The following is a 22837-nucleotide window of genomic DNA, read 5'->3' as shown; positions in this document are numbered from 1 at the left end:
CGGCTTACAGCGTCGGCAGGCCGAGGGTGGCGGCGCACTGCTCCAGGGAGCGTTGCTGGGTCTGGGCGTACAGCTGCAGCTCGTCGAGGGTGGCGCGGCCCAGGGCGTTTTCAAAGGCCTGGCGGTTGGAGTGCTCGGCGTAGTGGCTCTGGCTGTCGTCACCCAGGTTGGACTGGAAGATCCCGGCGGCGCTCACCGGCAGGAAATCCTCATAGACCAGGGGCTCGAAGCCCAGGTGGCCGGCTGCCAGCAGGGCCGGCAGGGTGGTGGGGCGCTGGGGCTCGGCGCGGGCCGCGAGCCCGGCTTCGCTGACGAAGTAGCGAAAGTACGCCAGGCCCTGTTCGCGCATGGCCGGGTGGCTGTCGGGAAACGCCCTGAAGTGCTCTTGCATCAGCTGGTTGTAGCGCTGGGCGTTGGCTTCGGTGGGGAAGTCGCCGAGGGCGTCGCGGGCGGCGTTCAGCAGGCGGTCGTAGAGCTCGCGGCCCTTGGGAGTCAGCGCCGCGCCGCGCTGTTCGATCTCGCCAAAACGCGCGCTGTGGCTGCCCTGGGTGTCGGTCTGGTCGCTGAAGGCCACGGGTTCCTCCAGGGCCTTGAAACTGGTCTGGCGCAGCAGGATCGGGCAGTCCCGGCGCGGCGGGCCCTCGATCACCGCCTTGGGGGTGATGCCGTGCGCGGGCATCAGCCGTTGCACTTCATCGATGTCCAGGGTGCGCGGGGTCAGGTGATTGATGTGCGGGCCCTTGAACGCCACCACGTCGGCGATCAGCCGGTGCTGGGCGCTGAGGCTGGCGTACTGGGCGGCGGTCACCGTGGCGTGGTGGTGCCAGCGGAAGGTTTCCAGGGCCTGGCGGATAAACGCCTCGGCATCCTCGGCGTCCAGGCCGCCGTCGGCCTCGGCCTGCTGGATCAGTTCCAGCGCCTGGGGAGTGAAGATCTGGCGTCGGGACAGCACCTGTTCTGCAAAGCGCCGCAGATCCGGGTTGTCGATCAGTTCCAGGCGCAGCAGCGAGGTGAAGACCCGGAACGGGCTGACCTGCAGGGCTTCTTCGTGGACCGCGCGAAAGGCCGTGGAATGCACCGGCACCCCGGCCGGGGTCAGGTCGTAGTAGCCCACCGGCTGCATGCCCATCACCGCAAACAACCGGGCCAGGGTCGCCAGCTCCGCGGCGGTGCCGACGCGGATGGCGCCGTGGCGCTCCAGGTCCAGGCGCTGCAGTTCGCCGCTGCGCTGCAGGTGTTGGGCGATCGCCGGCTGCTGCTCCAGGACCTGGGCATTGACCTGGGCCACCAGGGTCATCAGGGCGCCGTAGAGCGGCACCTCCTCGCGGTACATATCCGACATCGCCCGGGAAAATCCCTGGCGGATCAGGTCAGGACTGACGAAGCGCTGGTTGCTCATGGACAGGGTTCCCGTGGCAGTGGATATCGAAGCGAGAGAGGTACGGATCGGCCTCGATTCTGCTGGCCGGTGCCGGGGCTGACAAACGAAGTTTCCTCTGAACTTCATTCTGCAAACGAATGCATGGGGCCGCTGGCTCGCAGCGCCTGTCGGGGCGGGCTGGCAGATTCCCGCTCAGCGGGCCCGACCGGAGCGGGCAGGCTGTGTACACTGATGGCGTTTTGGAACCGTGTGTCTAGACTTGCACCGGTCGATCCCGCCGCTATCGCTCGCGCATCTTTCCCATCGCTGGACGGAGGCAACTTGGCCCCTGCGCAGTACACCAGAGGAAAGGGACTGTCATTGGCCAGGAGGCTGTATAAATCGCGGATTCTGGGCCTGAGCCTGGGCTTGCTGTGCGTGGCCGCCGGGATGTGGCCGCTGCAACCGGCGCCCTGGGTCTGGGGGCTGATGCTGTGCAACGCCTTGGTCTGGCCGCACCTGGCCTATCAGTGGGCGCGCTGGTCGCGGGTGCCGTTTCGCGCCGAGTACCGCAACCTGCTGGTGGACTCCTTGCTCGGCGGGTTCTGGGTCGCGGCCATGCACTTCAATCCGCTGCCGCTGGCCACCACCCTGGGGATGATGGCGATGAACAACATCGCCCTGGGCGGGGTGCGCTTCTTTCTCGCCGGCAGCCTGGCCCAGGTCCTGGGCGTTGGCCTGGGCCTGTGGCTGTTCGGCCTGTCCTTCGTCGCCCAGACCACGCCGCTGCAGCTGTACGCCTGTCTGCCGATGCTGACCCTGTACCCCATGACCCTGGGTTACATCTGCTACCGCCAGGCGGCCACCCTGGGGCGGCACAAGCGCGAGCTGCTGGCCCTGAGTCGCACCGACAGCCTGACCGGGCTGCTCAATCACGGGGCCTGGAAGGACCAGCTGGAAATCGAGTTCCAGCGCTGCACGCGCCAGGGGCGCGGCGGCGCCATCGCCCTGATCGACATCGATCACTTCAAGGCCATCAACGACACCTACGGCCATGTGGCCGGGGATGGGGTGCTGCGCCAGTTGAGCAAGATCCTCAGGCAGAACCTGCGGGCCAGCGATCAGGCCGGGCGTTATGGCGGCGATGAGTTCTGCGTGATCCTCCCGGATGTGCCCCTGGAGCAGGCCGCCGAACGGATGGAGGCCTTGCGCGGACGTTTTGCGAGCCTGGGGGATGAACAGAGCCCGGCCTTGCAGGTCAGCCTGAGCATTGGCCTGGCGGCCTTCAGTCCCGGGCATGGCGAAGCCATGGACTGGCTCAACGATGCCGATCAGGCCTTGTACGTGGCCAAGAGCGGCGGTCGCAACAACGTCAACTGCCATCGGCCGGAACAGCCATCGCGCAGGGTGTTGAATCCTCTGTAATACCTGCCTCTTGTCGGGCTTGCCGGCGAAAGCGTCGGCAGGTAGGCCGTGTGATTGGCGGTGTTCCGTTCGCCGGCAAGCCGGCTTGTAGGAGCGGGCTTGCCCGCGAAGGCGTCGGGTGGCGCGTCGCGGGGTTGGCGGTGCTCGCTTCGCCGGCAAGCCGGCGCCTACGGGGTGGGGTGCAGGCGCCGGGCCAGCTCCAGGGCGCTGCGGCCGCTGGCGATGCCCGGCACCAGTTGGCTGAAGGGGATGTCGATCAGCCGGTCCTCGCGCACCGCCCGCAGCCGCGACAGCACCGGGTCACGCTGCAGCAGCTGGCGTTTGCGCGTGGCCGGTGACCACAGGGCGTCCGCCAGGAGCAGCACGTCCGGGTCGTTGCTCAGCAGGGTTTCGCTGTCGACCGTCAGGCGCGGGCGGTCGATGGCAGCGAAGCTGTTGCGCGCGCCGGCGGCCTGCAGCAATACCCCGACAAAACCGCGCCGCCCCTGGCTGGCCAGGCCGTTGACCTCGCTGTCGAGGTAGAACACCGCAGGCCTGTCGCGCCCCTGATACAGGGCCGCCGCCGCATCGAGGTCGGCCTGCTGCTCGGCGATCAGTTGCGCGGCCCGGGCGTCCTGGCGCAACAGCCGGCCCAGGGTCAGCAGGTCGTGACGGATATGCCCGAAGTAGTCCTCGTTGTGCCCGGCGCAGGCCGACTCCAGCAGGTAGCTGGCCACGCCGATAGCACCCAGGCGCTGCCGGGAACTGAAGGACTCAGGGAACGCCGAGGCAAAGCCGCCCACCACCAGGTCGGGCTTGAGGCTGTAGAGCACCTCCGCCGACGGGTACTGCCGGGCGATCACCGGTACGCCGTGGTAGTGCCCGTCGGCGCCGGCATCGTCGTCCAGGTAGGCCACGCCGATCAGCGACGGCCCGGCGCCCAGGGCCAGCAGCAGGTCGGCGCTGTGCTGGTTGAGGGCGACGATGCGTTGGGGCGGCGCGGCGATTTCCCAGCGCTGGCCGCAGTTTTCATAGGGGGTCGCCAGGGCTGGCGTGCCGGCCAGACCGAGCAGGAGGCCGAGCAGCGGGGCGATGGTGGTCGTTCTAGGCATCTGTCGCGCCTGCGTAAGGCGAGGGAATCAGCAGGTCCGCCACCGGCGCGCCTGCCAGTAGGTGTTCCTGCACCAGGCGCAGCACCTGGGCGTCGTCGGCGACCCGGTACCAGCAGCCATCCGGGTGCACCGTCAACACTGGCCCCAGGTTGCAGGGGAACTGGCAGGCGGTACGGGTCAGCAGCACGCCACCGGGTGTCTCCATGTGCTCCAGGCGCAGCAGTTCTCGGCGCAGGGTTTTCCATAACGCCAGGGCGCCGCGCCGCACGCAGCGCGGGCCGGTGCAGAGGAACACCTGGCGGGCATGGGGCGGCACCCGCGACCAGTCCGGGTCGCTGGGCACCGCGTTGACCTTGTCGCAGGGCAGATGGCGCTCGCGCTGGTCGATGCTGGCGCAGGCCAGGGCCGCGTCCAGGCCGCGGCGGCCCAGGGCCTGGGCGGTGACCCACAGTTGCGGCGCTTGCGGGTGGGCGCGGGCCAGGCGCCCCAGTTCGTCGCGCAGCCAATCCAGGTAGGCGCTGTCGGAGCTGGGCTCCAGGTCCACCACCAGCAGCGCCGCGCCGTTCTCGTGCAAGGGCTCGTCAATGGCGGCCCAGAGGCTGTCGAAGCCGTCCAGGGTGTCGATCACCCGGGTGCCGGCGTCAATGCCCCGCAGCAGCGCAAGCTCGCGGCGAAACGCCTCGCCCAGGGCCCCGCTGTTCAGGCCGGGGCCGACGAACAGCACGCGTTGATAATCCTTGTGCATGGTCGTCGTCCTCAGAAGCGGTAGGTGTAGCGCAGCTCGGTGGTCAAGGGTCGCCCCAGGTTATCCACCCGCGGGTTGTTGCTGGCGATGCTGGTGCTGTAGTCGCGGTCGAAGAGGTTTTCCACCAGCAGGCTCAGGCGATGCTGCTGGGCCGGGTCGAGGTAGCGATAGGCATCGGCGTCGACCACCGAGTAGTGGCCGTAGTCGATCTGCTTCGGGCTGTCGATCTGGCCGATGTAGCGGATTGCCCCGCCCACGCCCCACATACGGTCCAGGGACTCGAAGCCCAGCCGCGAGCGGGCAAAGAAGCCGGGGATGTTGCTCAGGGTCACGCCGTTGCGCGACTGCACCAGGTTGCGGGTCATGTCCGCCGAGAGGGTCCATTGCGGGCTGAACTGCCAGCGCCCATCGACCTCGATGCCGCGGACCTTGATCCGTCCGTCGCCATTGACCCAGTCGATGCCGTCGAGGGCGATCAGGTCGTCGATCTTGCGCTGGAACAGCGTGCCGCTGGCGTTGAAGTCGCCGGCCAGCAGGCTGCCCTTGTAGTCCAGGCCCAGCTCGGCATTCACGCTCTTTTCCGGCTTGAGCTGGCGGTTGCCCTTTTCATCCTCCTCGTTGGCGAACAGTTGCTCGGCGTTGGGCAGCTTGAAGGCACTGCCGAACTGGCCGCGCAGTTGCCAGTGGGGCGAGAGGTCATACAGCGAGGTGAGCATGCCCACCGTGGCGCTTTCGCCGCCGCTGATCTTCTCGTGCCGCACGCCGATGCTCGGGTGCCAGTCGGGCAGGGCTGCCACGACCGGGCGCAACTGGGCGTAGAGGGCGTTGGCCTGGGCGCTGTTGTCGTCGATCTTGAGCACGTCGTCCTGGCCCTTGAACCACTGGTTGTCGCTGCCGAACACCAGCACATGGCCGCCGTCCAGTTCGGCCTTGCCCTCGGCCTGCAGACCCCAGTCGGTGAAGCCCCAGTAGTCGTTGTGGTTGATCACCTGGGTGGCGCCGCTGGTGGTGCTGTTGATGCGGGTGTAGCGGGTGTCCCAGTCGTTGACATGGCCTTTGACGAAGTAGCTGAAGCGCTGGTCCAGGCGCTGCTCGAAGGTCGCGGTGGCGATGTGCTGGATGCGGTCGTTGGTGGTCTTCTTGTTGTTCAGCGGGCGGGCGAAATCCAGGTTGGCGTCGCTGTACTGGTAGAACAGCTCCAGCCGCGAGTCGTCGGCAAAGCCCTGGATCGCCTTGGCGCCGAAGGTGGTCACTTCATAGCCGCGTTTCTTGTCCCGGGTGCTGGGGCTGTAGGCGCTGTTGCGAAATGGCTGGTAGCCGTCGGAGACGTTGTGGCTGACATAGGCCAAGAGGCCCAGGTCGCCCAGGCCGTTGCTGACGATGCGTTCGGCGCGGGCATCGCCGCTTCTGCCCATGAAGCTGTCCAGGCCCAGGTTGACCTCGCCGGAGACGTCACGGGTCTGCGGGCTGCGGGTGACGATGTTGATCACCCCGGACACCGCCTGGGTGCCGAACAGCAGGCTCTGGCCGCCCTTGAGCACCTCGATGCGCTCGATGGCGTTGGCCGGCAGGGTGTCCAGGTACAGGCCGCCGTACAGGCGGTTGTTCAGGCGCACGCCGTCCAGCAGGATCAGGGTGTCGTCGTTGCGCCCCCCCAGCAGGGAATAGGTGCCGTAGTCGAACGGGCCATTCTTGGGCGCCACGTATAGCCCGGGCACGTACATCTGCAGGACCCGGGTGATGTCGCTGCTGGGGCCGGCGCGTTCGATCTGCTGGCGATCGATGATCTCCAGCTTGCTGCCGTAGCGGGCCATTTCAGCCACGGCGGTGGACTCCACCGAAGGGGCAGAAATCGACTGCGGCTCCAGTGTCAGCGGCGTGTCGTCCGCCAGCAGCAGGGGGCTGAACAGGCAGCCGAGCAAGGCGCCGCATGGCGTGCGGCGACGCGTGGCCAAGGGGCGCACGCGGAAGGTGTCAGGTGTTGTCATTCTTGGTCTTCTCGAAAGTGTCTTCGGGAAGCACGCAGGAGAAGGTATCGGCCACGGGCACGCGACCTTACCGGCCCATGCCCGCCCACCGCAGGATTGCCAAACACAGGTTTCAGGCCGGTCTCCGGGCTGACGAGTGTGGCGGCATTCGCCTTCCCATACCTTGGGTACAGTGGCGTATTGAATGCAGCACTCGCTTACCGTTGCGGGGGCAGCACCGGACTAGCCCTTAAGGGGCGCACCGGTTTCCCGTTTCACCTCATGCACGGCGGCATGAGGCACCTGAAACTGGACGGCATGTTACGCAGCAAAGCGGCGAGCTCCAAGCGGCAAGCGGCAAGCTGCAAGATAAAAGCTGCGATCTAGAAGCTGTTGCTTGGAGCTTGCCGCTTGGAGCTTGCCGCTTGCACCGCCCTGACGGTGTCGCCGGGCTGCAATTGCAGGCGCTTGGCGGTCAGGCGGTCCACCAGCAGGCAACCGGACACCAGGCGCCCGGGAGCGGCGGTGATGCGGCAGTTCTCCAGGCGCCGGTTGTGGATCAGCCACATCGGCGCCTGCGCGTCCGGGGTGCCTACCAGCAGGGGCAGGATCTGGCTTTCACGCACGCTGCGGATCTTCGTCACCTCGGCCTCGATCAGCGGCCCGCCGTCGAAGATGTCGATGCAGCCCTGATGGTTGAAGCCTTCGTCCCGCAGGATGCTGACCGCCTGTTCGGTGCTGTGGTGGGCCTGGCCGATGGCGGCCTGGGCGTCGGGGCTGAGCAGGCAGGTGTACAGCGGCTGGCGCGGCATGAGTTCGGAGATGAAGGACTTGCCGCCCTGGCTGGACAGGCGATTGGCCTGCTGGAAGTCCATCTTGAAGAAGTGCCGCCCCAGGCTGTCCCAGAACGGCGAACGGCCCTGGCTGTCGAGCTGGCCCCGTAGCTCGGCCACCAGTTTGTCGCCGAACAGCTGCGGGTATTCGGCGACGAACAGCAGGCGCGCGGTGGACAGCAGGCGCCCGGTGTAGCCCTGGCGCTGGTCGTGGCGCAGGTACAGCGAGCAGAGCAGGGATTGCCCGGTCATCTCGTTGCACAGGAACAGGGTCGGAATCTCTTTGTCGATGCCCAGCTCCGGGACGCGGCCGCGGGTGATGCCCAGCCGGTAGTTGTAGCTGGGCTCGCGCAGGCCGATGGCGCCGCTCAGGGCGCAGACGCCGATCACTTGCTGGTCGTCGTCCTCGAGCACGAACAGGTAGTCGGCATCGGCCCGTTCCACCTGGTTGGCGAAGGTGCGCTGGGCCCAGCGCAGCCGATGAGCCAGGCGCTCGGGGTCGGTGGAGAGGTTGTTCAACTCGCGACAGCTGCCTTGCAGCAGCTTCAGCAGCGCCTGCAGATCGCTGACGCGCACCGGACGGACGATCATGGCACCGCTCCTTGGCGCTGCCGGGGGCAGCGGTAAAACCGGGGCCGGCTCATAACGCCACCCCGCGCACCGGCTCGCCCGGTGTCAATTGCAGGGCCTGGAACATCGAGTGATCCAGGCCGACCACGTCGCCCGGGGCTTCGTCGAGGGGCACGACAATCGCGCGAAAGCCCTGCAGCCGGTCGTTGCTCAGCAGCCAGTGGCGGCCCTGGCCGCTCTGCGGGCTCAGGTAACTGATCGCGACCCGGCTCTGAATGATCGAGCGTAGCTGGTTGTTGCGGGCCTGCAGGGTCGGGCCGGCATCGAACAGGTCGACGTACTGGGTGGGCGCGAAGCCTTCGTCGACGAGGATGTCGCAGGCCTCCCGGGCTGCTGGGTGAATGCGTCCGATGCAGTCCTGGGCCGGCTGCGGCAGCATCGGGATGTACAGCGGGTACTGGGGCATGAGTTCGGCGAGAAAGCCGCGGCCCTGCAAGGCGCACAGGCGTTCGGCCTCGACATAGGGCAGGTCGAAGAAGTGCTGGCCCACCGCTGCCCAGAAGGGCGATTGGCCGGCGGCGTCGCTGTAGCCGACGATCTCGCTGATGCAACTGTCGGCAAAGCGCCAGGGATGCGCGGCGATGAACAGCAGGCGCGCGCGGGAGGTCAGTTGCGCCTGGGGCGTGCCCGCCAGCGCCGGATCGACATGGAAGCTGCGTAGCAGGGTCTGTTCGCTGAGGTCCTGGCACAGCGACAGGGTCGGCACGGCGTGTTCGATGTTCAGCTCTCGCGAGCTGCTGATGAAGGGGCGGTTGCGCAGGCTGTAGAAGGGCGTGGCAAAGCCGGCGGTGGCGAGGATGTCCGAGCAGCCGTGCAGTTGGCCGCTGTCCTGGTCCTCGAGCACCAGAAAGTAGTTTTCCGGACCCTGGCGGGCCTCGACCTTGGCGAAGGACGCCAGGGAGTCGAGGATCTTCTCCCGCAGGCAGGTTTCGTCATCCACCAGCGAAGTCACGCCCAGCAGGCGTGCGCCGGCCAGACGCAGCAATTGAGGCAGATCGGATAACGCCACCGGACGCAAGGCCAGCATGGGTGTACTCCTGTATCAAGGGCCGTTCGCCCGGGGCGAACATCGGCCAGACATCACTGTCGGTGACCACGCAGTTGCACGGCCGCGGCATCCGGCGGCCGGTCCCCGGGCCGCTCTTGACGGCGGCTCTCGGGGGCGCGCGACGCCATCCGGCGCCGCGCTGGGGGCTTATGGCTTGAGCGGATCGGGCAGGGCCGCGGCGCTGCCCAGCTTGTTCAACAGGAACAGGTAGACCAGCCCGGCGAGGATCCAGATGGCGCCGAGTTTCTGCGCGTCCACGCCCATGTTGTACATGATGGCGCAGACGATCACGAAGCCGATCACCGGGCAGACCAGGTGACGCAGCACCTGGCCGGATTTCTGCCGGCGCCAGTAGAAGTTGATCACCGTGATGTGCAGCAGCATGAAGCCACTCAGGGCGCCGAAGTTGACCAGCGACGTCAGGGTGTCCACCGAGTTGATGAACAGGTAGCAGATCAGCAGCGACAGCACCGCCACCAGGTAGATGCTGATGTGCGGGGTGTTGTGTTTCGGGTGCACCTTGGCCAGCACCTTGGGCAGCTTGCCGTCCCGCGCCATGCCGAACAGCAGGCGCGACACCGCGGCTTGCGAGGTGATGGCCACCGCCACGCCCCAGGCCAGCGCCGTGGCCACCCCGGTGAGGGTCGCCAGCCAGCTGCCGGCGGCCAGTTCGGCGATCTCGTAGAAGGCGGTGTCGGCGGACTTGAAGCCCATGCCGGCGGCCAGGTCCGTGGCGATCCAGGTCTGCACCACGAAGATCGCGCCCATCACCACCAGGGTGATCAGCGCGGCGCGACCGACGCTGCGGCCGGGATCGCCCTTGACCTCTTCGGCGAGCGTCGAGATGGCGTCGAAGCCGAGGAACGACAGCACCGCGATCGACACGCCCTGCATCAGCATGCCGAAGTGGAAGTGGTCCGGGCTGTACAGCGGCGCCAGGGTCAGCTGGCCGTTGCCGGCACCCCCGTGCAGGGCGTTCCAGGCGTAGAAAAGGAAGATCCCCAGGACCACCAGCTGCGCCAGCAGGAACAGGATGTTCATCCGCGCGGTAAAGGTGATGCCCCGCAGGTTGACGAAGGTGGCGCTGACCAGGAACGCCAGGATGAAGCCGACCTTGGGCACTTCCGGGTACAGGTGGTTGAGCGCCATGGCGGCATAGACGTAGAGCAGCGGCGGGATCAGCAGGTAGTCCAGCAGCATCAGCCAGCCGGCGAGAAAGCCGACATGCGGGTTGAGGCCGCGCTGGGCGTAGGAATACACCGAGCCGGCAATGGGAAAGGCGCGGGCCATGGCGCCGTAGCTCAGGGCGGTGAAGACCATCGCCACCATGCCGATGATGTACGCCAGGGGCACCATGCCCGGGGCTTCCTGGTTGACGTAGCCGTAGACCCCGAACGGGGCGATCGGGATCATGAAAATCATCCCGTAGACCACCAGGTCACGCAGGCTCAGCCCGCGCTTGAGTTCCTGTTTGTAGCCGAATTCTTCAATCTCCATGAAGCGGTTCTCCTTGTAGCCAATGTAAGTGGACGAAGTCGGCGCCGAGGGTCGTCATGGACACCTCGTGCGCCGGACTGTGTTTGAACCTGGCAGGGTTAAAGACACACCACAGCTTGTTTTCTTGTTGTCGTTGCCGTCCGGCAAACGGTCTTGGTTGCGTTCAATCCTCTTGCTATCCGGGTTACAGCAGCGGTGCCAGGCGGTCGCTCCAGCACTGCACGGCCTCGGGGCTGCGCAGCAGATCGTTGCGCACCTCGATCAGCACCGATTCCAGGCCCCGGGCATCACCGTGCACCGGCACGGTCATGTCGCTCAAGGGGTCGATTTCATAAGGCTGGTTGCCCGCCACCTTTATCGGCAGGGTCCACAAACCTTCCAGTATTCGCGCGGCGTAGGCGGTGGCGTTGCCATACAGCACGCCGACTTCCAGTGAGCGCGGCTGGCTGTAGTAGATCGGCGTGAAGCTGTGGATCCCCACCACCCGCACTTCGCGGCCGGCGGCCAGGCGCCGGTCGATGATGCGCTGCAGACGCTGGTGAAACGGCGTGAACAGCTGCTGGCGGCGGTATTCGCGGGTCGCCTCGTCCAGGTGCTGGTTGCCCGGCACCTGATAGATCTCGCTCTGCAGCGGGATGCTGTCGGGGGCGTGGCGCGGCCGGTTGAGGTCGATCAGCAGGCGCGAATAGTTGGCCGCGATCAGGGTCGCGCCCAGGGCCTGGGACAGGCTCTGGGCCAGTTCCAGGGCGCCCGGGTCCCAGGCGATATGCTCGCGGGCCGCCACCTTGTCCAGGCCCAGGTCGTGCAGGGGCGGTGGAATGTAGTGGCTGGCGTGCTCGCACACCAGGATCAGCGGATGCTCGGAGTCTTCCCGCAGCAGGCGGTAGGCCGGCTCGGTGTAGAAACCGTGCTCGGCGGATTTAGTACAGGTGTCCATAGTGCTCACAGAGTTCGGCAGCGGTCAGGTGCTCGGTCAGGGACACTTCCTTTTGTTTGACGGCGAAGTAGGTGCTCAGCAGCGGTTCCGGCAGAGCCTGCAGCAACTCCGTGTTGCTGCGCAGGTAATCCAGGGCCTGGGGCAGGCTGCCCGGCAGGGGCACGATGCCGCTGGCCAGGCGCTGTTCGGCGCTCAGCTCATCGGGGACCTTGTCGGTCACCGCATTGAGGGGCAGCTTCTGTTCAATGCCCAGGCGTCCGGCGATCAGGATCACCGCCATGGCCAGGTGTGGCGAGGCGGTGGCGTCCAGGGCACGGAATTCCAGGTTGTACTGCGGCGCCAGGGGCTTGCCGCCGATGTCCACGGTGGGGCAGATGCGCAGCGAGGCTTCGCGGTTGCGCAGGCCCAGGCAAGCGTAGGAGGCGCTCCAGTGATGGGGTTGCAGGCGCTCGTAGGACAGCGGCGTCGGCGCGGTGAAGGCGCACAGCGCCGGCAGGTGCTTGAGCACCCCGGCGGCCCAGTGCTGGCCCAGCCGCGACAGGTCGTCGCCGCTGACCGCCTGGGGATCGTAGAGCAGCGGGGTGCCGTCCAGGTCCTGCAGGCTCAGGTGCAGGTGCACGCCGTTGCACACCGCGTCGGCGGCGGTCTTGGGGGCGAAGCTGACCCGCTGCCCCAACTGCCGGGCGATTTCCCGGGTGATCTCGCGCACGTTCACCGCGCGGTCGGCGGCGGCCAGGCCCTGGGTCGGGCGGCAGGTGATCTCGTATTGCTGCTTGCCGTATTCGGGGAGGAACATTTCCGGCTCGACTCCGGCCGCCCGCAATGCCGACAGCAGCCAGCCACCGAAGGCCGCGCCCTGGCGCTGGGCCTCCAGGGAGAAGGCCAGGTGCTCGCGCTGAGCGCTGCCGCTGTCGAGGTTGAACTCGTGCTCGAAGGCGGCGGTGATCTGGATGCCCAGTTCACGGTAACGTGCCACCTCGTTGCGCAGCAGGGTGCGCGGGCAGGCGGCCCAGGGCCGGCCATCGGTCTCGCAGATGTCGGCGTGAATGAAGTCCAGGGGTGCGGCCGTGGCATCCGGTCCGGCACCGACAGTGACCCGGCTGTCCAGGTCGGGAATCAGCCGCAGGTCGCCGTAGGCGCCCCAGGGGTTGTCCTCGGCGATCAGGTCCTGGGGCGTCAGCGCGCTGTTGGCCGGCACCCAGCCGCAGCCGCCGAGGCGGTAGCGCTCCAGTTCGTCGCTGGGAAAGGAACGGCCCCGGGTGACGCCGATCAGGTCGGTGGTGACGATGCTGGTCATGGCCACGGGCGTCAGGGCCTCGATGCCCTGGCCGCGGCTCATCCGCGGATCTCCCGCAGGCGGCCGAGCACGGTGTCGGTGTCGGTGATCCAGCAGTAGCCCTTGATCGCGTTGAGGCAGGCTTGGTGCCGGGCGTCGCTGTAGGTGGCGCAGGCGTCTTCCACCAGGGTCACCAGGTAGCCGCGGTCGGCGGCGTCGCGCACCGCCATGTCTACGCACTGGTCGGTGACGATCCCGGCGACGATCAGGTGGCGGGTTTCCAGGTTGCGCAGCACGTAGTCGATGTTGGTGGAGTTGAACACCCCGGAGGAGGTCTTGGGCAGCACGATCTCATTTTCCACCGGCGTCAGCTCGTCGATGATTGCCGCCTGGGGGCTGCCCTTGGGCAGGTGCATGTTCGACAGCTTGTGATCCAGGGAGCGGTCACGGCCGTCGGCGGTCAGGCTTTCGATAAGGGTGTGCAGCACGTTCTGCCGCGCTTCGCGTACCGCGGCCAGGAGGCGTTGCTGGTTGGGAATCACCTGTTGCCGGGCGCGCTGCAAAAAGGCTTGGCCCTCGGGCTCCTGCAAGTGCGGGTCGAACTGCGGCTCCAGCCACGCCCGCTGCATGTCCACCAGCAGCAGGGCGGTGTGATCGACAACGAAGGGCAGGTCCCGGGGCGAACGGTGGGGCAGGCTGAACATCCTTATTTTTCCTCCAGCACATGGGTATCGAATTGCGCCCGCAGGGCATCGATACCCTCCAGGCGTTGATCAAGATGGGCGCTGCGCGGGGTCAGGCAGGCGATCAGCGCCTCGACCTGGGCCAGCGCCGGCACCAGGGTGTCGAATGGCGACAGGGACTCCACCGGGGCGCTGATGATCAGGTCGGCCAGCTCGCGCAGCGGCGAGGCGTAGATGTCGGTGAACAGCACCACCCGGGCATGGCGCGCCTTGGCCGCGCTGGCCACCCGCAGGGCCTGGGACTGATAGCGGCGGTAGTCGAACAGCAGCACCAGGTCCTGGCGCTGGATATCGAACAGACGGTCCGGCAGTTGTGCATTGTCCTCCAGCAACAGGCAGCCGGGGCGCATCAGGCGCAGGTGGTTGAGCAGGTAGTGGGCGAGGAAGCTGCTGAAGCGTCCACCGAAGCAGTACACCGCGTGGCGGCTGTCCTGCAGCCAGTCCACGAGGACGCGCACGTCTTCGGGCTGGGTCAGGGCCTGGGTGTCCTGCAGGGCGCGCTGGCTGTCCGCCAGGTAGCGGCCCCAGGTGTCGCCCTGGGCCACTTGCGCCCGGGGGCGGAGCAGGGTGCTGGGGGACCGCAGGCGGTCGTCCATGTCACTGAGCAGGGCTTCCTGGAACTCGCCGTAGCCGCTGAAACCGAGCTTCTTCACCAGCCGCACTATGGTCGGGTCACTGACCCCGGCGTGTTCCGCCAGGCGCGACATCGGTCCCAGGCCGTTGCGCGGGTAGTGGTCGAGCAGCGCACGCACCACCTTGCGCTCCGCGGGCGTCAGGTCGAGGGCCGAGTCGGTGATCAGGTCTTTGAGAGAGGGCATCGGGTGCCTTGGAACGTGATGTCGGTTTTATTTCATGAAAAGGTGAAATTGATATTTATGTAATAGACGCTACATGTCTAGTGAAAAGTTGCTTGATAGCAAAATGCCCTGAAATGGGGCGGGGTTGGGGGCCGGGGGGCAGGGGTAGGGGGGCTCTTGCAGTGGGTGGGATGGGGGGATATCCGTTGCTGAGGGTGTGGCTGCTGGTGGTTTCGTCTTTAGGGGGCTGTGCCACGGGGTACATATCCGTTGCTGCGGTCACGGCCACTTAGGGTTTCGCCCTTACGGCGACTCACTTTTGTCAAACGACACAAAAGTAAGCAAAAAGTCTTGCCCCTCCATACGGCCCCTCGCTGGGGCTCGGGGTGCCCGAGCTCCGGCATTGCTCCGGGGGCCCGCCGCCAACCGGCCATCCATGGCCGGGTGGCGGCTAGCTCGGCATCCCTGCCGAGCTGCCCCCTACGCAACGCCTGCGCTCGGCCTGCTGGGAAGGGGCCTGAAGATCAAGATCAAGATCAAAAGCCAACGCCAAAACCCAGGTGCGCAGGCTGGTTCCTTGTAGCCGCTGCCGCAGGCTGCGAACGAGCGCTCGCGCTCGCAAAACCAGGCGGCGCGGTGGTTCAGGAACAGTGGGTATGCAGGTTTAGCGTCTCCTACGGAGCCGTTCGCAGCCTGCGGCAGCGGCTACATGTAATGCGAATGGCGATGAAACAGGTTGGCCGGCAGGCCGCATTCAGATTTTGTTTTTGTTTTTGATCTGGCTTTTGATCTTCCTGCCCCTTTAGACACGATGGCCGAACGCAGGCATTGAGCCGTGGCTAACCCGGCAGGACGCCGGGTTAGCCGCACTGGGCCATGGATGGCCCATTGCGGCGGCCCACGGATCAATGCCTTCGTTCGGGCATGCCGAGCCCCAGCGAGGCACCGAGTGGAGGGGCAGGAGCCTTTGGTTACTTTGGGCTGGCCGGCATTCCGGGTTTCAAAGTGACTCGCTGTAAGAGCGAAACCCTAAGTGGCCGTGACCGCAGCAACGGATATGCACCCCGTCCCACTCGCTGTAAGAGCGAAACCCTAAGCGGCCGTGACCGCAGCAACGGATATGTACACCGTCCCACTAGCTAAAAGAGCGCCCCCCAGGTGGCCGCACCCGCAGCAACGGATATGCCCCCCGATCCCACCAGCGCAAAAGGCACCCCCCCCATCACTGCCCCCACCTTTCACCCTGCCCGCGCTCACACTCGATCCCCAGTTCAATCAATTGCTCCAGAGGCACCGCCGGCGAGAAGAAATACCCCTGGGCACAGCCAATGCCAATGCTCCGCAGAATATCGATCTGCTCTTGGGTCTCGACCCCTTCGGCGGTCAGCGTCGCCTGGTACAGGCGGGCGCTTTCCTGGGCGATGGTGACCGCGGTGCGCATCCGTTCGTAATGCAGCAGCGAGATCATCGAGTGGTCGATCTTCACTTCCGCAAAGGGGTATTTGGCCAGAATGCTCAGCGCCGAATAGCCGGTGCCAAAGTCGTCCAGGGACAGGGTCACGCCGTGGTCCTTGAGCAGGAGCATGTTGTGGGCCACTTGGCGGGTGTCCTGCAGCAGGGTGTTTTCGGTCAGTTCCAGGGCCAGGCGGTGGCCGGGCAGGCCGCTCTCCTTGAGGCGCCGTATCAGCAGCACGGCAAAGTTGGCATCGCTCAGGGTCGAGGCCGAGACGTTCACCGCCAGGGGCCCCGGCAAGCCGGCGTCGATGTAGCGCCGGGCATCGCGGATCACCGTTTCGATGGTCGCCCATTCGAAGGCATGCAGCAGGTCGTGATGGCGGATCACCTCCAGAATCAGCAGCGGGGAAATGTTTTCACCCTTTTCATCCCGGGCCCGCAGCAGCGCTTCGGCGCCGATCACCGTGCGCCGGCTCAGGCAGAACTTCGGCTGGTAGTGCAGAGGCGGGTGGTTGGAGCGGACCCATTCCAGCAGTTGCTGGCGGATGCGTTCGTTGTTCTGGGCCTGTTCGATCAGCGACTGGTGCAGGTAGCGCACCGGCTGGCGGCTGTCCTCCAGCGCCAGGCTGATGTTGCGCAAGGTGATGTTGGGGCTGCCGCCGGCGCAGGCATCGATCACGCAGAACTGCAGTGTGGGCGACAGCCCGCCGTCGCCGGGCAGGCTGGCCTGCAGGGTCATCTGCAGGGTGGCCAGCAGCGCCGACTCCTCGACCTGGTGGATGGAGCAGTCCGGCAGGGCCAGGGCCAGGCTCAGGTCGGAAAACATGAAGGGGCTGGGCTCGGTGGCGGCCTGCAGGACATGCCGGGCCGCTCCGTCCCTGAACTGCTGCGCCAGAGCGACCAGCAACTGATCGGTCCAGTCGTGACCGTGGATGGCCACCAGATCCTTGAGGTTGCCGATCTTGATCACCAGCAGGGTGTGCTGCCCGAGCCTGTGCCCGTTGCGTTGCAGCAGTCGTTCCAGGTAGATGCTCAGGGCCCGGCGATTGGGCAGTTGCGTGGTCGAATCGGTCAGCGCCTGTTGCAGCAGACGCTGCTGCGCCTGCTGGTAGCGGGTCTCGCGGCGCAGCATGGCGAGGATCAGGATGATCAGCGGCAGGGAGAGCAGGGTCGAACTGATGCGCAGGGACAGCAACTGTGCGGTGACGGCGGAATCGACGCTGCCGAACCAGTCGATCAGCTGTATCGGCACAATGGCCGCGCCGATCCGCATCAGCACCACCGGGGTCATGTCCTTGAGGCGCAGGGACCGCAGGTTGCGCGACTCGAACCAGCGATGCAGCAGCACGCCGCCCAGGGTCATCATGCTGAAACTGAACAGGGCTTCGGCAAACAGTTCGGCGCCGGCAATCCAGAAACGCGCCAGCGCCACCAGTGCCAGGCAGGTCAGGCCGCCCCACCAGCCGCCCAGCAAGCCGGCAAGAAACAGCATGTCGTTGCTCAGGAACACTTTCATCGGGGCTTGCATGAACTGCGAGGCCAGGGCGATCAACGCGACGTTGCTGGCACCGAGGATCGACCCCAGCAGCACTTTCTTCGACTGGATCAGGCGCTGGGCGTCCTCGCGCAGCATCAGCAGGGTGCTGAAGATCCCTACCATGGCCACGTATTGCAGGAGGATGATCGGCAGGAGCGACGTGTTGAGCGCCAGGTCGAGGGAGAGGTGCTCCCAGATACCGCTGTGCATGGTTGTCTAGGTGCCTGGTTGGATCGAAACGTGGAGGAGGGCTGGAGGATAAGATTGCGGTGCCTGGGTGGCCTATCAGCTGATTCTTTTTTTGGGGGGAGTTTATTCTTGATTTTTATGAGAGCTTTCCAGTGTTCGCCGTTGGTTTTTTCCCCGGTCATCGTGCTACAACCCCGTTTCAGCCCCGCTTGTCCTGTGTCGAGATCGCCCCATTGCCGGCCACCCGCCTGACCCTGATCTGCCATGCCCGTACCGCCGCCCAGAAGCAGGCGCGCCTGCCCCTGGACGAAGCCCTGGACATCGACTGGCAGGCCCAGGCCCTGAGTCGGGCGGCGGCCTTCAAGCCCGGGCTGCGGGTGCTCTGCGGACCGGAGCGGCGCACCCGGCAGACCGCTGCGTTGTTCAGCGCCGCGCCGCAGGTGCAGGAGGCCCTGCGCGACTGTGGTTTCGGCGCCTGGCAGGGGCTGCGCCTTGCCGAATTGCAAGCGCGAGAGCCCCAGGCCTTGCAGGCCTGGCTCGAAGACCCGCAGTGCGCGCCGCCGGGGGGAGAATCGCGGGTCCAATTGTGCCGGCGCGTGGCGCAGTGGCTGGAGCAGATGGCCCAGCAACCCGGGCACTGGCTGGCAGTGACCCATCCCATGGTGATCCGCGCCGCCATGCTCCAGGTGCTGCAGGCGCCCCTGAGCAGTTTCAACCTGCTGGACATCGAGCCTTTGGGCCGCCTCGACCTGAGCCACGCCGGGCGCTGGCGCCTGCGCCTGGATGGCCGTGACTGAGCACCGGGCCCGGCGGCGCATTTCTCGGTCGCGCCGCACCGCCCATACTGTCCCCAGGCTCAACAGCGAGAACCCGACCCCATGAAAACCCTTCTGGTCATCGGCATCGGTGCCGGCAACCCCGATTTCATCACCATCCAGGCGATCAAGGCGCTGAACCGCTGCGACCTGGTGTTTCTGATGGACAAGGGCCCGAGCAAGGATTCACTGCTCGATCTGCGCCGCGAGCTGTGCCAACGCTACCTCACCGAGCGCCCTTATCGCTTCGTCGAAGCACAGACGCCCGAGCGTCAGCGTGGCGACGTGGACTACCCGGCCAGCGTGCAGGCGCTGAACCGTGACAAGCAGCGGATCTTCGAACGCCTGATCAACGAGGAACTGGAGCCGGGGCAGACCGGGGCCTTCCTGGTCTGGGGCGATCCCGGGCTGTATGACAGCACCTTGCGCATCCTGGAGCAGATCCTGGCCAGTGGCGCGGCGCAGTTCGACTATCAGGTGATCCCCGGCATCACCAGCGTCCAGGCCCTGGCCGCCCAGCACAAGGTGCCGCTCAACCGCATCGGCCGCTCGCTGGAAATCACCACCGGCCGCCGTCTGGCGGCGGGGCAGGCCGGAACGGCCGACAGCCGGGTGGTGATGCTGGATGCCGAGGATGCCTATTGCCAACTGCGCAATCAGGATCTGGACATCTACTGGGGCGCCTACCTGGGCACCGCGGACGAGATCCTCATTTCCGGGCGGCTCGACGAGGTCGCCGACCAGATCCAGCGGGTCCGGCGCCAGGCGCGGGAGACGCATGGCTGGATCATGGACACCTACCTGCTGCGTAAACCGGAGCCCTAGTCGCCGGCCTGGCAGCGCATCCTGGGCCGCCAAGCCGCCAAGCCGCCAAGCCGCCGACCGCTACCGCGGGCGGTGCCCAGCGTTGCCGGCAAAGGGCCGTGGCGTGCGCTCATCGCGCCTGTGCCGGCGGCGGGATGTGGCGGTGAACATGCACCGTTGTGCGGCGAATGTCGGGTTGTTCAACGAAAATGCACGGTGTCGGGGCGCTGGCAGAGGCACGCGGACGCAGGCGCAGGGTTTTTGTAAGTATTTGTCGCATAAACACAATTTGCCGCTTCAGAGCCGCTCTAGACTGCTGGCCACTTCGATTTGCCCATAATCGAAACCAGCCAATAAAAGTCTCCGTCTCCTGGAGTTATAAATGAACAAGTTTGCGCTGTTTGGTGCCCTGGCACTGTCGCTGTTTTCCTTCACCGCTTCGGCCGACGAGGCCAAGCCGATCCGTATCGGCATCGAAGCCGGCTACCCGCCGTTCTCGATGAAGACCCCCGACGGCAAGCTCACCGGTTTCGACGTGGACCTGGGCGACGCCCTGTGCGAGCAGATGAAAGTCAAATGCACCTGGGTCGAGCAGGAGTTCGATGGCCTGATCCCGGCGCTGAAGGTGAAGAAGATCGACGCCATCCTGTCGTCCATGACCATCACCGACGACCGCAAGAAGAACGTCGATTTCACCATCAAGTACTACCACACCCCGGCGCGCTTCGTGATGAAGGCCGGCACCGCCATCAAGGACCCGCTGACCGAGCTCAAGGGCAAGAAAGTCGGCGTGCTGCGTGCCAGTACCCACGACCGCTTCGCCACCGAAGTGCTGGTGCCGGCGGGCATCGACCTGGTGCGCTACGGCTCCCAGCAGGAAGCCAACCTGGACATGGTCTCCGGTCGTGTCGATGCGCTGCTGGCCGACTCGGTCAACCTCGATGACGGCTTCCTGAAAACCGACGCCGGCAAGGGCTTCGCCTTCGTCGGTCCCGAGTACAACGATCCGAAGTACTTCGGTGGCGGTGCCGGCATTGCCGTGCGCAAGGGCGACAAGGAGCTGGCGGAGAAATTCAACAGCGCCATCACCGAGATCCGCGCCAACGGCAAGTACAAGCAAGTGCAAGACAAGTACTTCGATTTCGACGTCTACGGCGAGTAAGCCGTCGGCTCGATACATGAGGTAAAAAAAGGTGGCGGCCGCAACTCGGTCGCCACCTTTTTTCTGCGCGGCTGTTTTATTCTGCACCGCGCTTTTTCTTGAACCCTGGAGCCAGCATGCAACGCATCGACCATTCCCTGCCCTGGGGCCACCTGGGCACCCAGCGCCAGCTCAGCGTGTTCCGCTTTGGCAGCGGCACGCGCAAGGTGTACATCCAGGCCAGCCTGCACGCCGATGAATTGCCGGGCATGCGCACCGCCTGGGAGCTCAAGCAGCGTCTGGCCGAGCTGGAACGCCAGGGCCGCCTTGAGGGGGTGATCGAGCTGGTGCCGGTGGCCAACCCCATTGGTCTGGACCAGCAGGTGCAGGGCAGCCACCTGGGACGTTTCGAACTGGGCAGCGGCAAGAACTTCAACCGCGCCTTCGTCGAACTCAGCGGCCCGGTGGGCGACCTGATCGGCAAGCAGCTGGGCAGCGATGCCAGCGCCAATATCGCCTTGATCCGCGGCGCCATGCTCCAGGTACTGGACGAACTGCCGCCGCCGGCCTCGCAACTGGAGGCCTTGCACCGATTGCTGCTGCGCCATGCCTGTGACGCCGATATCACCCTGGATCTGCACTGCGATTTCGAAGCGGCGATCCACCTCTACGCCTTGCCCCAGCACTGGCCGCAGTGGCAGTCCCTGGCGGCGCGGCTCAAGGCCGGGGTGGCGCTGCTCTGTGAAGACTCCGGCGGCAGCTCCTTCGACGAGTCCTGTTCCGCGCCCTGGCTGCGCCTGGCCCGGGATTTTCCCCGGGCGGCCATTCCCCCGGCCAACCTGGCCACCACCCTGGAGCTGGGCAGCATGGGCGACACCCGGGTCGAGCAGGCCCGGGCCAATGCCGAGGCCATCCTCGGCTTTCTCGCCGAACAGGGCCTGATCAGCGGCGACTGGCCCGCCGCGCCGCAACAGTGCTGCGAAGGCATGCCCTTCGAAGGCACCGAATACCTGTTTGCCCCGCACCATGGCGTGGTCAGCTTCCTGCGCGAGGCCGGCGAGTGGGTGGAGCGCGGCGATGCCCTGTTCGAAGTGGTCGACCCGCTGCACGACACCGTCAGCACCGTGCGGGCCGGCACCAGCGGCGTGCTCTTTGCCCTGGACCGCGGACGCTACACCCAGCCGGGCATCTGGTTGGCCAAGGTGGCCGGCCGCGAGGCGATTCGCGCCGGCAAACTGATCAACGACTGAACCGCCAGGGGCGAGGCCGACCAGGCGCGGGCACTGCCTGGCCAGGGAAATCGGCGGTGCGTTGGTCCTCGACGCGCCAGCGCGCCCTTCGCCGGTTAGCCGGTTCCTGCACTAGAGGTGTCCGTGTCCCGAGTGTCCCTGTCTATCCGCCTGCTGTTCACCCTGTGCCTGCTGGCGGCTACCTTCAATCACCTGCGCGCCGCAATGGACCACGGGTTGCTCTGGGACTATGGCTATGGCATCGACACGCCCTTGGCCAGCCGGGCGTTCTGGGGTTCCCTGAGCTTTTTCGACCCGCTGGCGGCGTTGCTGCTGTGGCTGCGCCCGCGCTGGGGGTTGTTGCTGACCCTGGCGATCATCGTGCTGGATGTCGTGCACAACAGTTTTTATGTGGCGGCCCACGGCCAGTGGCTGGAAACCTTCTACCTGTCCCAGGTGGGGTTCGGACTGGCGGTGCTGGTGCTGCTGCCTTTGGCCTGGCGGGGGCTGGCGCTGCCCGACAGATGAACCTGCGGGCCCGGCGATGCTAGGCTCCGGCACTGATTTTCTGACCATCCCTCAAGCACAAGGAGCCGCACATGATCCGCAACCTGGCGCTATTGCTCGCCTTGGCCGCGCCCCTGGCCCACGCCGAACCGACGCTGCGCGACGATCTGCCGTTGCGCTACCTGGAGCAGGCCCCCGCGGACACCCGCAACCAGCCGCTGGTGATCTTCCTGCATGGCTACGGCAGCAACGAGGCCGACCTGTTCGGCCTGCATGAGCGCCTGCCGACGACCTACACCTACCTTTCGGCCCGGGCGCCGCAGACCCTGGAGCAGGGCAGTTACCAGTGGTTCCAGCGCAAGGGCCAGGGCGCCTATGACGGCGTGACCGAGGAACTGGCCGGCAGCGCCGAGCTGATTGGCCAGTTTGTCCGCGGCGCGGTGGCCAAGTATCACACCCAGCCGGACAAGGTGGTGCTGGTGGGGTTCAGCCAGGGCGCGGTCATGGCCTATGAAGTGGGGCTGCGTCATCCGCAGTCGGTGCGCGGCATTGCCGCCCTGAGCGGGAAGATCCTGCCGCTGCTGGCGGCCCAGGTGAAAGACAGCCCCGACCTGCAGCGCCTGGGCATCTTCATCGGCCACGGCACCGACGATCGGCGCCTGCCCTACAGCGACGGGGAGCAGGCCAATCGCCTGCTCCGTGGAGCCTCGCTGCAACCGCAGTTCCATGCCTACCCGGGATTGGGGCACAGCATCAGCGAAGCCGAGATCGAAGACCTCAAGGCTTGGCTGCAGGGGCTCAACCCCTGAGC

The 22837-nt window shown here is 66.3% G+C and carries 19 protein-coding genes and 1 riboswitch; of the genes, 7 read left to right on the top strand and 12 right to left on the bottom strand.

All coding sequences use genetic code 11. From position 1 onward, the window contains the following. Nucleotides 1-4: 4 nt before the first annotated feature. The gene (locus ACMGG8_RS23490) at nt 5-1399 is read right to left on the bottom strand and encodes a VOC family protein (protein WP_414158535.1); all 1395 of its coding nucleotides are present in this window, start codon (nt 1397-1399) and stop codon (nt 5-7) included. 303 nt (nt 1400-1702) lie between these two features. Here ACMGG8_RS23490 and ACMGG8_RS23485 point away from each other — a divergent pair, with 303 nt between their 5' ends. Further along, nucleotides 1703-2785 carry a diguanylate cyclase gene (locus tag ACMGG8_RS23485; protein WP_414158534.1) on the top strand — a complete coding sequence of 361 codons (1083 nt, stop codon included), beginning with the start codon at nt 1703-1705 and terminating at the stop codon, nt 2783-2785. A gap of 167 nt (nt 2786-2952) precedes the next feature. On the opposite strand, the gene ACMGG8_RS23480 is transcribed toward ACMGG8_RS23485, so the two are convergent. The 11 genes from ACMGG8_RS23480 to ACMGG8_RS23430 all read right to left on the bottom strand — a co-directional run bounded on the left by ACMGG8_RS23480 (nt 2953) and on the right by ACMGG8_RS23430 (nt 17551). Next, nucleotides 2953-3876: an ABC transporter substrate-binding protein gene (locus tag ACMGG8_RS23480; protein WP_414158533.1), complete on the bottom strand. Its 924-nt coding sequence runs from the start codon at nt 3874-3876 to the stop codon at nt 2953-2955. Then, nucleotides 3869-4621 carry a (2Fe-2S) ferredoxin domain-containing protein gene (locus ACMGG8_RS23475; RefSeq protein WP_060838557.1) on the bottom strand — a complete coding sequence of 251 codons (753 nt, stop codon included), beginning with the start codon at nt 4619-4621 and terminating at the stop codon, nt 3869-3871. Before ACMGG8_RS23475 ends, ACMGG8_RS23480 begins: the two co-directional genes overlap by 8 nt. A gap of 11 nt (nt 4622-4632) precedes the next feature. Continuing rightward, nucleotides 4633-6609 carry a TonB-dependent receptor plug domain-containing protein gene (locus ACMGG8_RS23470; RefSeq protein ID WP_414158532.1) on the bottom strand — a complete coding sequence of 659 codons (1977 nt, stop codon included), beginning with the start codon at nt 6607-6609 and terminating at the stop codon, nt 4633-4635. Between the two features lie 97 nt (nt 6610-6706). Continuing rightward, a riboswitch (cobalamin riboswitch) is annotated at nt 6707-6910 on the bottom strand. A 61-nt stretch (nt 6911-6971) separates the two neighbouring features. After that, nucleotides 6972-8012 carry an arginine N-succinyltransferase gene (locus tag ACMGG8_RS23465; RefSeq protein WP_414158531.1) on the bottom strand — a complete coding sequence of 347 codons (1041 nt, stop codon included), beginning with the start codon at nt 8010-8012 and terminating at the stop codon, nt 6972-6974. A 49-nt stretch (nt 8013-8061) separates the two neighbouring features. Then, nucleotides 8062-9078 (bottom strand): arginine N-succinyltransferase, encoded by a 1017-nt coding sequence (locus tag ACMGG8_RS23460; RefSeq protein ID WP_414158530.1) that lies wholly within the window; start codon nt 9076-9078, stop codon nt 8062-8064. A 168-nt stretch (nt 9079-9246) separates the two neighbouring features. Then, nucleotides 9247-10596, bottom strand: a complete 1350-nt coding sequence (locus tag ACMGG8_RS23455) for an APC family permease (RefSeq protein ID WP_129406777.1) — start codon at nt 10594-10596, stop codon at nt 9247-9249. A 184-nt stretch (nt 10597-10780) separates the two neighbouring features. Continuing rightward, nucleotides 10781-11533: an N-formylglutamate amidohydrolase gene (locus ACMGG8_RS23450; protein WP_060838562.1), complete on the bottom strand. Its 753-nt coding sequence runs from the start codon at nt 11531-11533 to the stop codon at nt 10781-10783. Beyond that, nucleotides 11517-12872: a glutamine synthetase family protein gene (locus ACMGG8_RS23445; protein ID WP_414158529.1), complete on the bottom strand. Its 1356-nt coding sequence runs from the start codon at nt 12870-12872 to the stop codon at nt 11517-11519. The genes ACMGG8_RS23450 and ACMGG8_RS23445 overlap by 17 nt, the downstream gene beginning before the upstream one ends. Next, nucleotides 12869-13513 carry an isochorismatase family cysteine hydrolase gene (locus tag ACMGG8_RS23440; protein WP_060838564.1) on the bottom strand — a complete coding sequence of 215 codons (645 nt, stop codon included), beginning with the start codon at nt 13511-13513 and terminating at the stop codon, nt 12869-12871. The genes ACMGG8_RS23445 and ACMGG8_RS23440 overlap by 4 nt, the downstream gene beginning before the upstream one ends. A gap of 2 nt (nt 13514-13515) precedes the next feature. Continuing rightward, a complete protein-coding gene (locus ACMGG8_RS23435) occupies nt 13516-14370 on the bottom strand; it encodes a MurR/RpiR family transcriptional regulator (RefSeq protein ID WP_060838565.1) in 855 nt (284 codons plus the stop codon). 1201 nt (nt 14371-15571) lie between these two features. Next, nucleotides 15572-17551 carry an EAL domain-containing protein gene (locus tag ACMGG8_RS23430; protein WP_414158528.1) on the bottom strand — a complete coding sequence of 660 codons (1980 nt, stop codon included), beginning with the start codon at nt 17549-17551 and terminating at the stop codon, nt 15572-15574. 212 nt (nt 17552-17763) lie between these two features. Between ACMGG8_RS23430 and ACMGG8_RS23425 the strand changes: the two genes are divergently transcribed. The 6 genes from ACMGG8_RS23425 (at nt 17764) to ACMGG8_RS23400 (ending at nt 22835) form a co-directional block, all read left to right on the top strand. Continuing rightward, on the top strand, nt 17764-18327 hold the full coding sequence (locus tag ACMGG8_RS23425; protein WP_108542746.1) for a histidine phosphatase family protein: 564 nt from the start codon (nt 17764-17766) through the stop codon (nt 18325-18327). Nucleotides 18328-18408: 81 nt separating this feature from the next. After that, entirely contained in the window at nt 18409-19170 is a 762-nt protein-coding gene (gene cobF / locus ACMGG8_RS23420; RefSeq protein ID WP_108542748.1) for a precorrin-6A synthase (deacetylating), read from the top strand. Nucleotides 19171-19531: 361 nt separating this feature from the next. After that, nucleotides 19532-20311, top strand: coding sequence for an ABC transporter substrate-binding protein (locus ACMGG8_RS23415; protein WP_235758556.1), 780 nt, complete (start codon nt 19532-19534; stop codon nt 20309-20311). A 116-nt stretch (nt 20312-20427) separates the two neighbouring features. After that, nucleotides 20428-21540 carry a succinylglutamate desuccinylase/aspartoacylase family protein gene (locus ACMGG8_RS23410; RefSeq protein ID WP_060843116.1) on the top strand — a complete coding sequence of 371 codons (1113 nt, stop codon included), beginning with the start codon at nt 20428-20430 and terminating at the stop codon, nt 21538-21540. 117 nt (nt 21541-21657) lie between these two features. Continuing rightward, on the top strand, nt 21658-22047 hold the full coding sequence (locus tag ACMGG8_RS23405) for a hypothetical protein (RefSeq protein ID WP_414158527.1): 390 nt from the start codon (nt 21658-21660) through the stop codon (nt 22045-22047). Between the two features lie 71 nt (nt 22048-22118). Continuing rightward, nucleotides 22119-22835 (top strand): alpha/beta hydrolase, encoded by a 717-nt coding sequence (locus tag ACMGG8_RS23400; protein ID WP_060843118.1) that lies wholly within the window; start codon nt 22119-22121, stop codon nt 22833-22835. Nucleotides 22836-22837 lie beyond the last annotated feature (2 nt).

Origin of the sequence: Pseudomonas sp. BNK-45, assembly GCF_047456255.1 — a bacterium.
Classification (GTDB): Bacteria; Pseudomonadota; Gammaproteobacteria; order Pseudomonadales; family Pseudomonadaceae; genus Aquipseudomonas.
Note: the sequence above shows the minus strand (reverse complement) of the source record. Positions and strands in the feature narration are given on the sequence as shown.

Bases quoted from the DNA above. Each gene is read 5' to 3' on its own strand.
- ACMGG8_RS23490 (WP_414158535.1), bottom strand. From the start codon at position 1,399: ATGAGCAACCAGCGCTTCGTCAGTCCTGACCTGATCCGCCAGGGATTT.
- ACMGG8_RS23480 (WP_414158533.1), bottom strand. From the start codon at position 3,876: ATGCCTAGAACGACCACCATCGCCCCGCTGCTCGGCCTCCTGCTCGGT.
- ACMGG8_RS23475 (WP_060838557.1), bottom strand. From the start codon at position 4,621: ATGCACAAGGATTATCAACGCGTGCTGTTCGTCGGCCCCGGCCTGAAC.
- ACMGG8_RS23470 (WP_414158532.1), bottom strand. From the start codon at position 6,609: ATGACAACACCTGACACCTTCCGCGTGCGCCCCTTGGCCACGCGTCGC.
- ACMGG8_RS23465 (WP_414158531.1), bottom strand. From the start codon at position 8,012: ATGATCGTCCGTCCGGTGCGCGTCAGCGATCTGCAGGCGCTGCTGAAG.
- ACMGG8_RS23460 (WP_414158530.1), bottom strand. From the start codon at position 9,078: ATGCTGGCCTTGCGTCCGGTGGCGTTATCCGATCTGCCTCAATTGCTG.
- ACMGG8_RS23455 (WP_129406777.1), bottom strand. From the start codon at position 10,596: ATGGAGATTGAAGAATTCGGCTACAAACAGGAACTCAAGCGCGGGCTG.
- ACMGG8_RS23450 (WP_060838562.1), bottom strand. From the start codon at position 11,533: ATGGACACCTGTACTAAATCCGCCGAGCACGGTTTCTACACCGAGCCG.
- ACMGG8_RS23445 (WP_414158529.1), bottom strand. From the start codon at position 12,872: ATGAGCCGCGGCCAGGGCATCGAGGCCCTGACGCCCGTGGCCATGACC.
- ACMGG8_RS23440 (WP_060838564.1), bottom strand. From the start codon at position 13,513: ATGTTCAGCCTGCCCCACCGTTCGCCCCGGGACCTGCCCTTCGTTGTC.
- ACMGG8_RS23435 (WP_060838565.1), bottom strand. From the start codon at position 14,370: ATGCCCTCTCTCAAAGACCTGATCACCGACTCGGCCCTCGACCTGACG.
- ACMGG8_RS23430 (WP_414158528.1), bottom strand. From the start codon at position 17,551: ATGCACAGCGGTATCTGGGAGCACCTCTCCCTCGACCTGGCGCTCAAC.
- cobF (WP_108542748.1), top strand. From the start codon at position 18,409: ATGAAAACCCTTCTGGTCATCGGCATCGGTGCCGGCAACCCCGATTTC.
- ACMGG8_RS23415 (WP_235758556.1), top strand. From the start codon at position 19,532: ATGAACAAGTTTGCGCTGTTTGGTGCCCTGGCACTGTCGCTGTTTTCC.
- ACMGG8_RS23410 (WP_060843116.1), top strand. From the start codon at position 20,428: ATGCAACGCATCGACCATTCCCTGCCCTGGGGCCACCTGGGCACCCAG.
- ACMGG8_RS23400 (WP_060843118.1), top strand. From the start codon at position 22,119: ATGATCCGCAACCTGGCGCTATTGCTCGCCTTGGCCGCGCCCCTGGCC.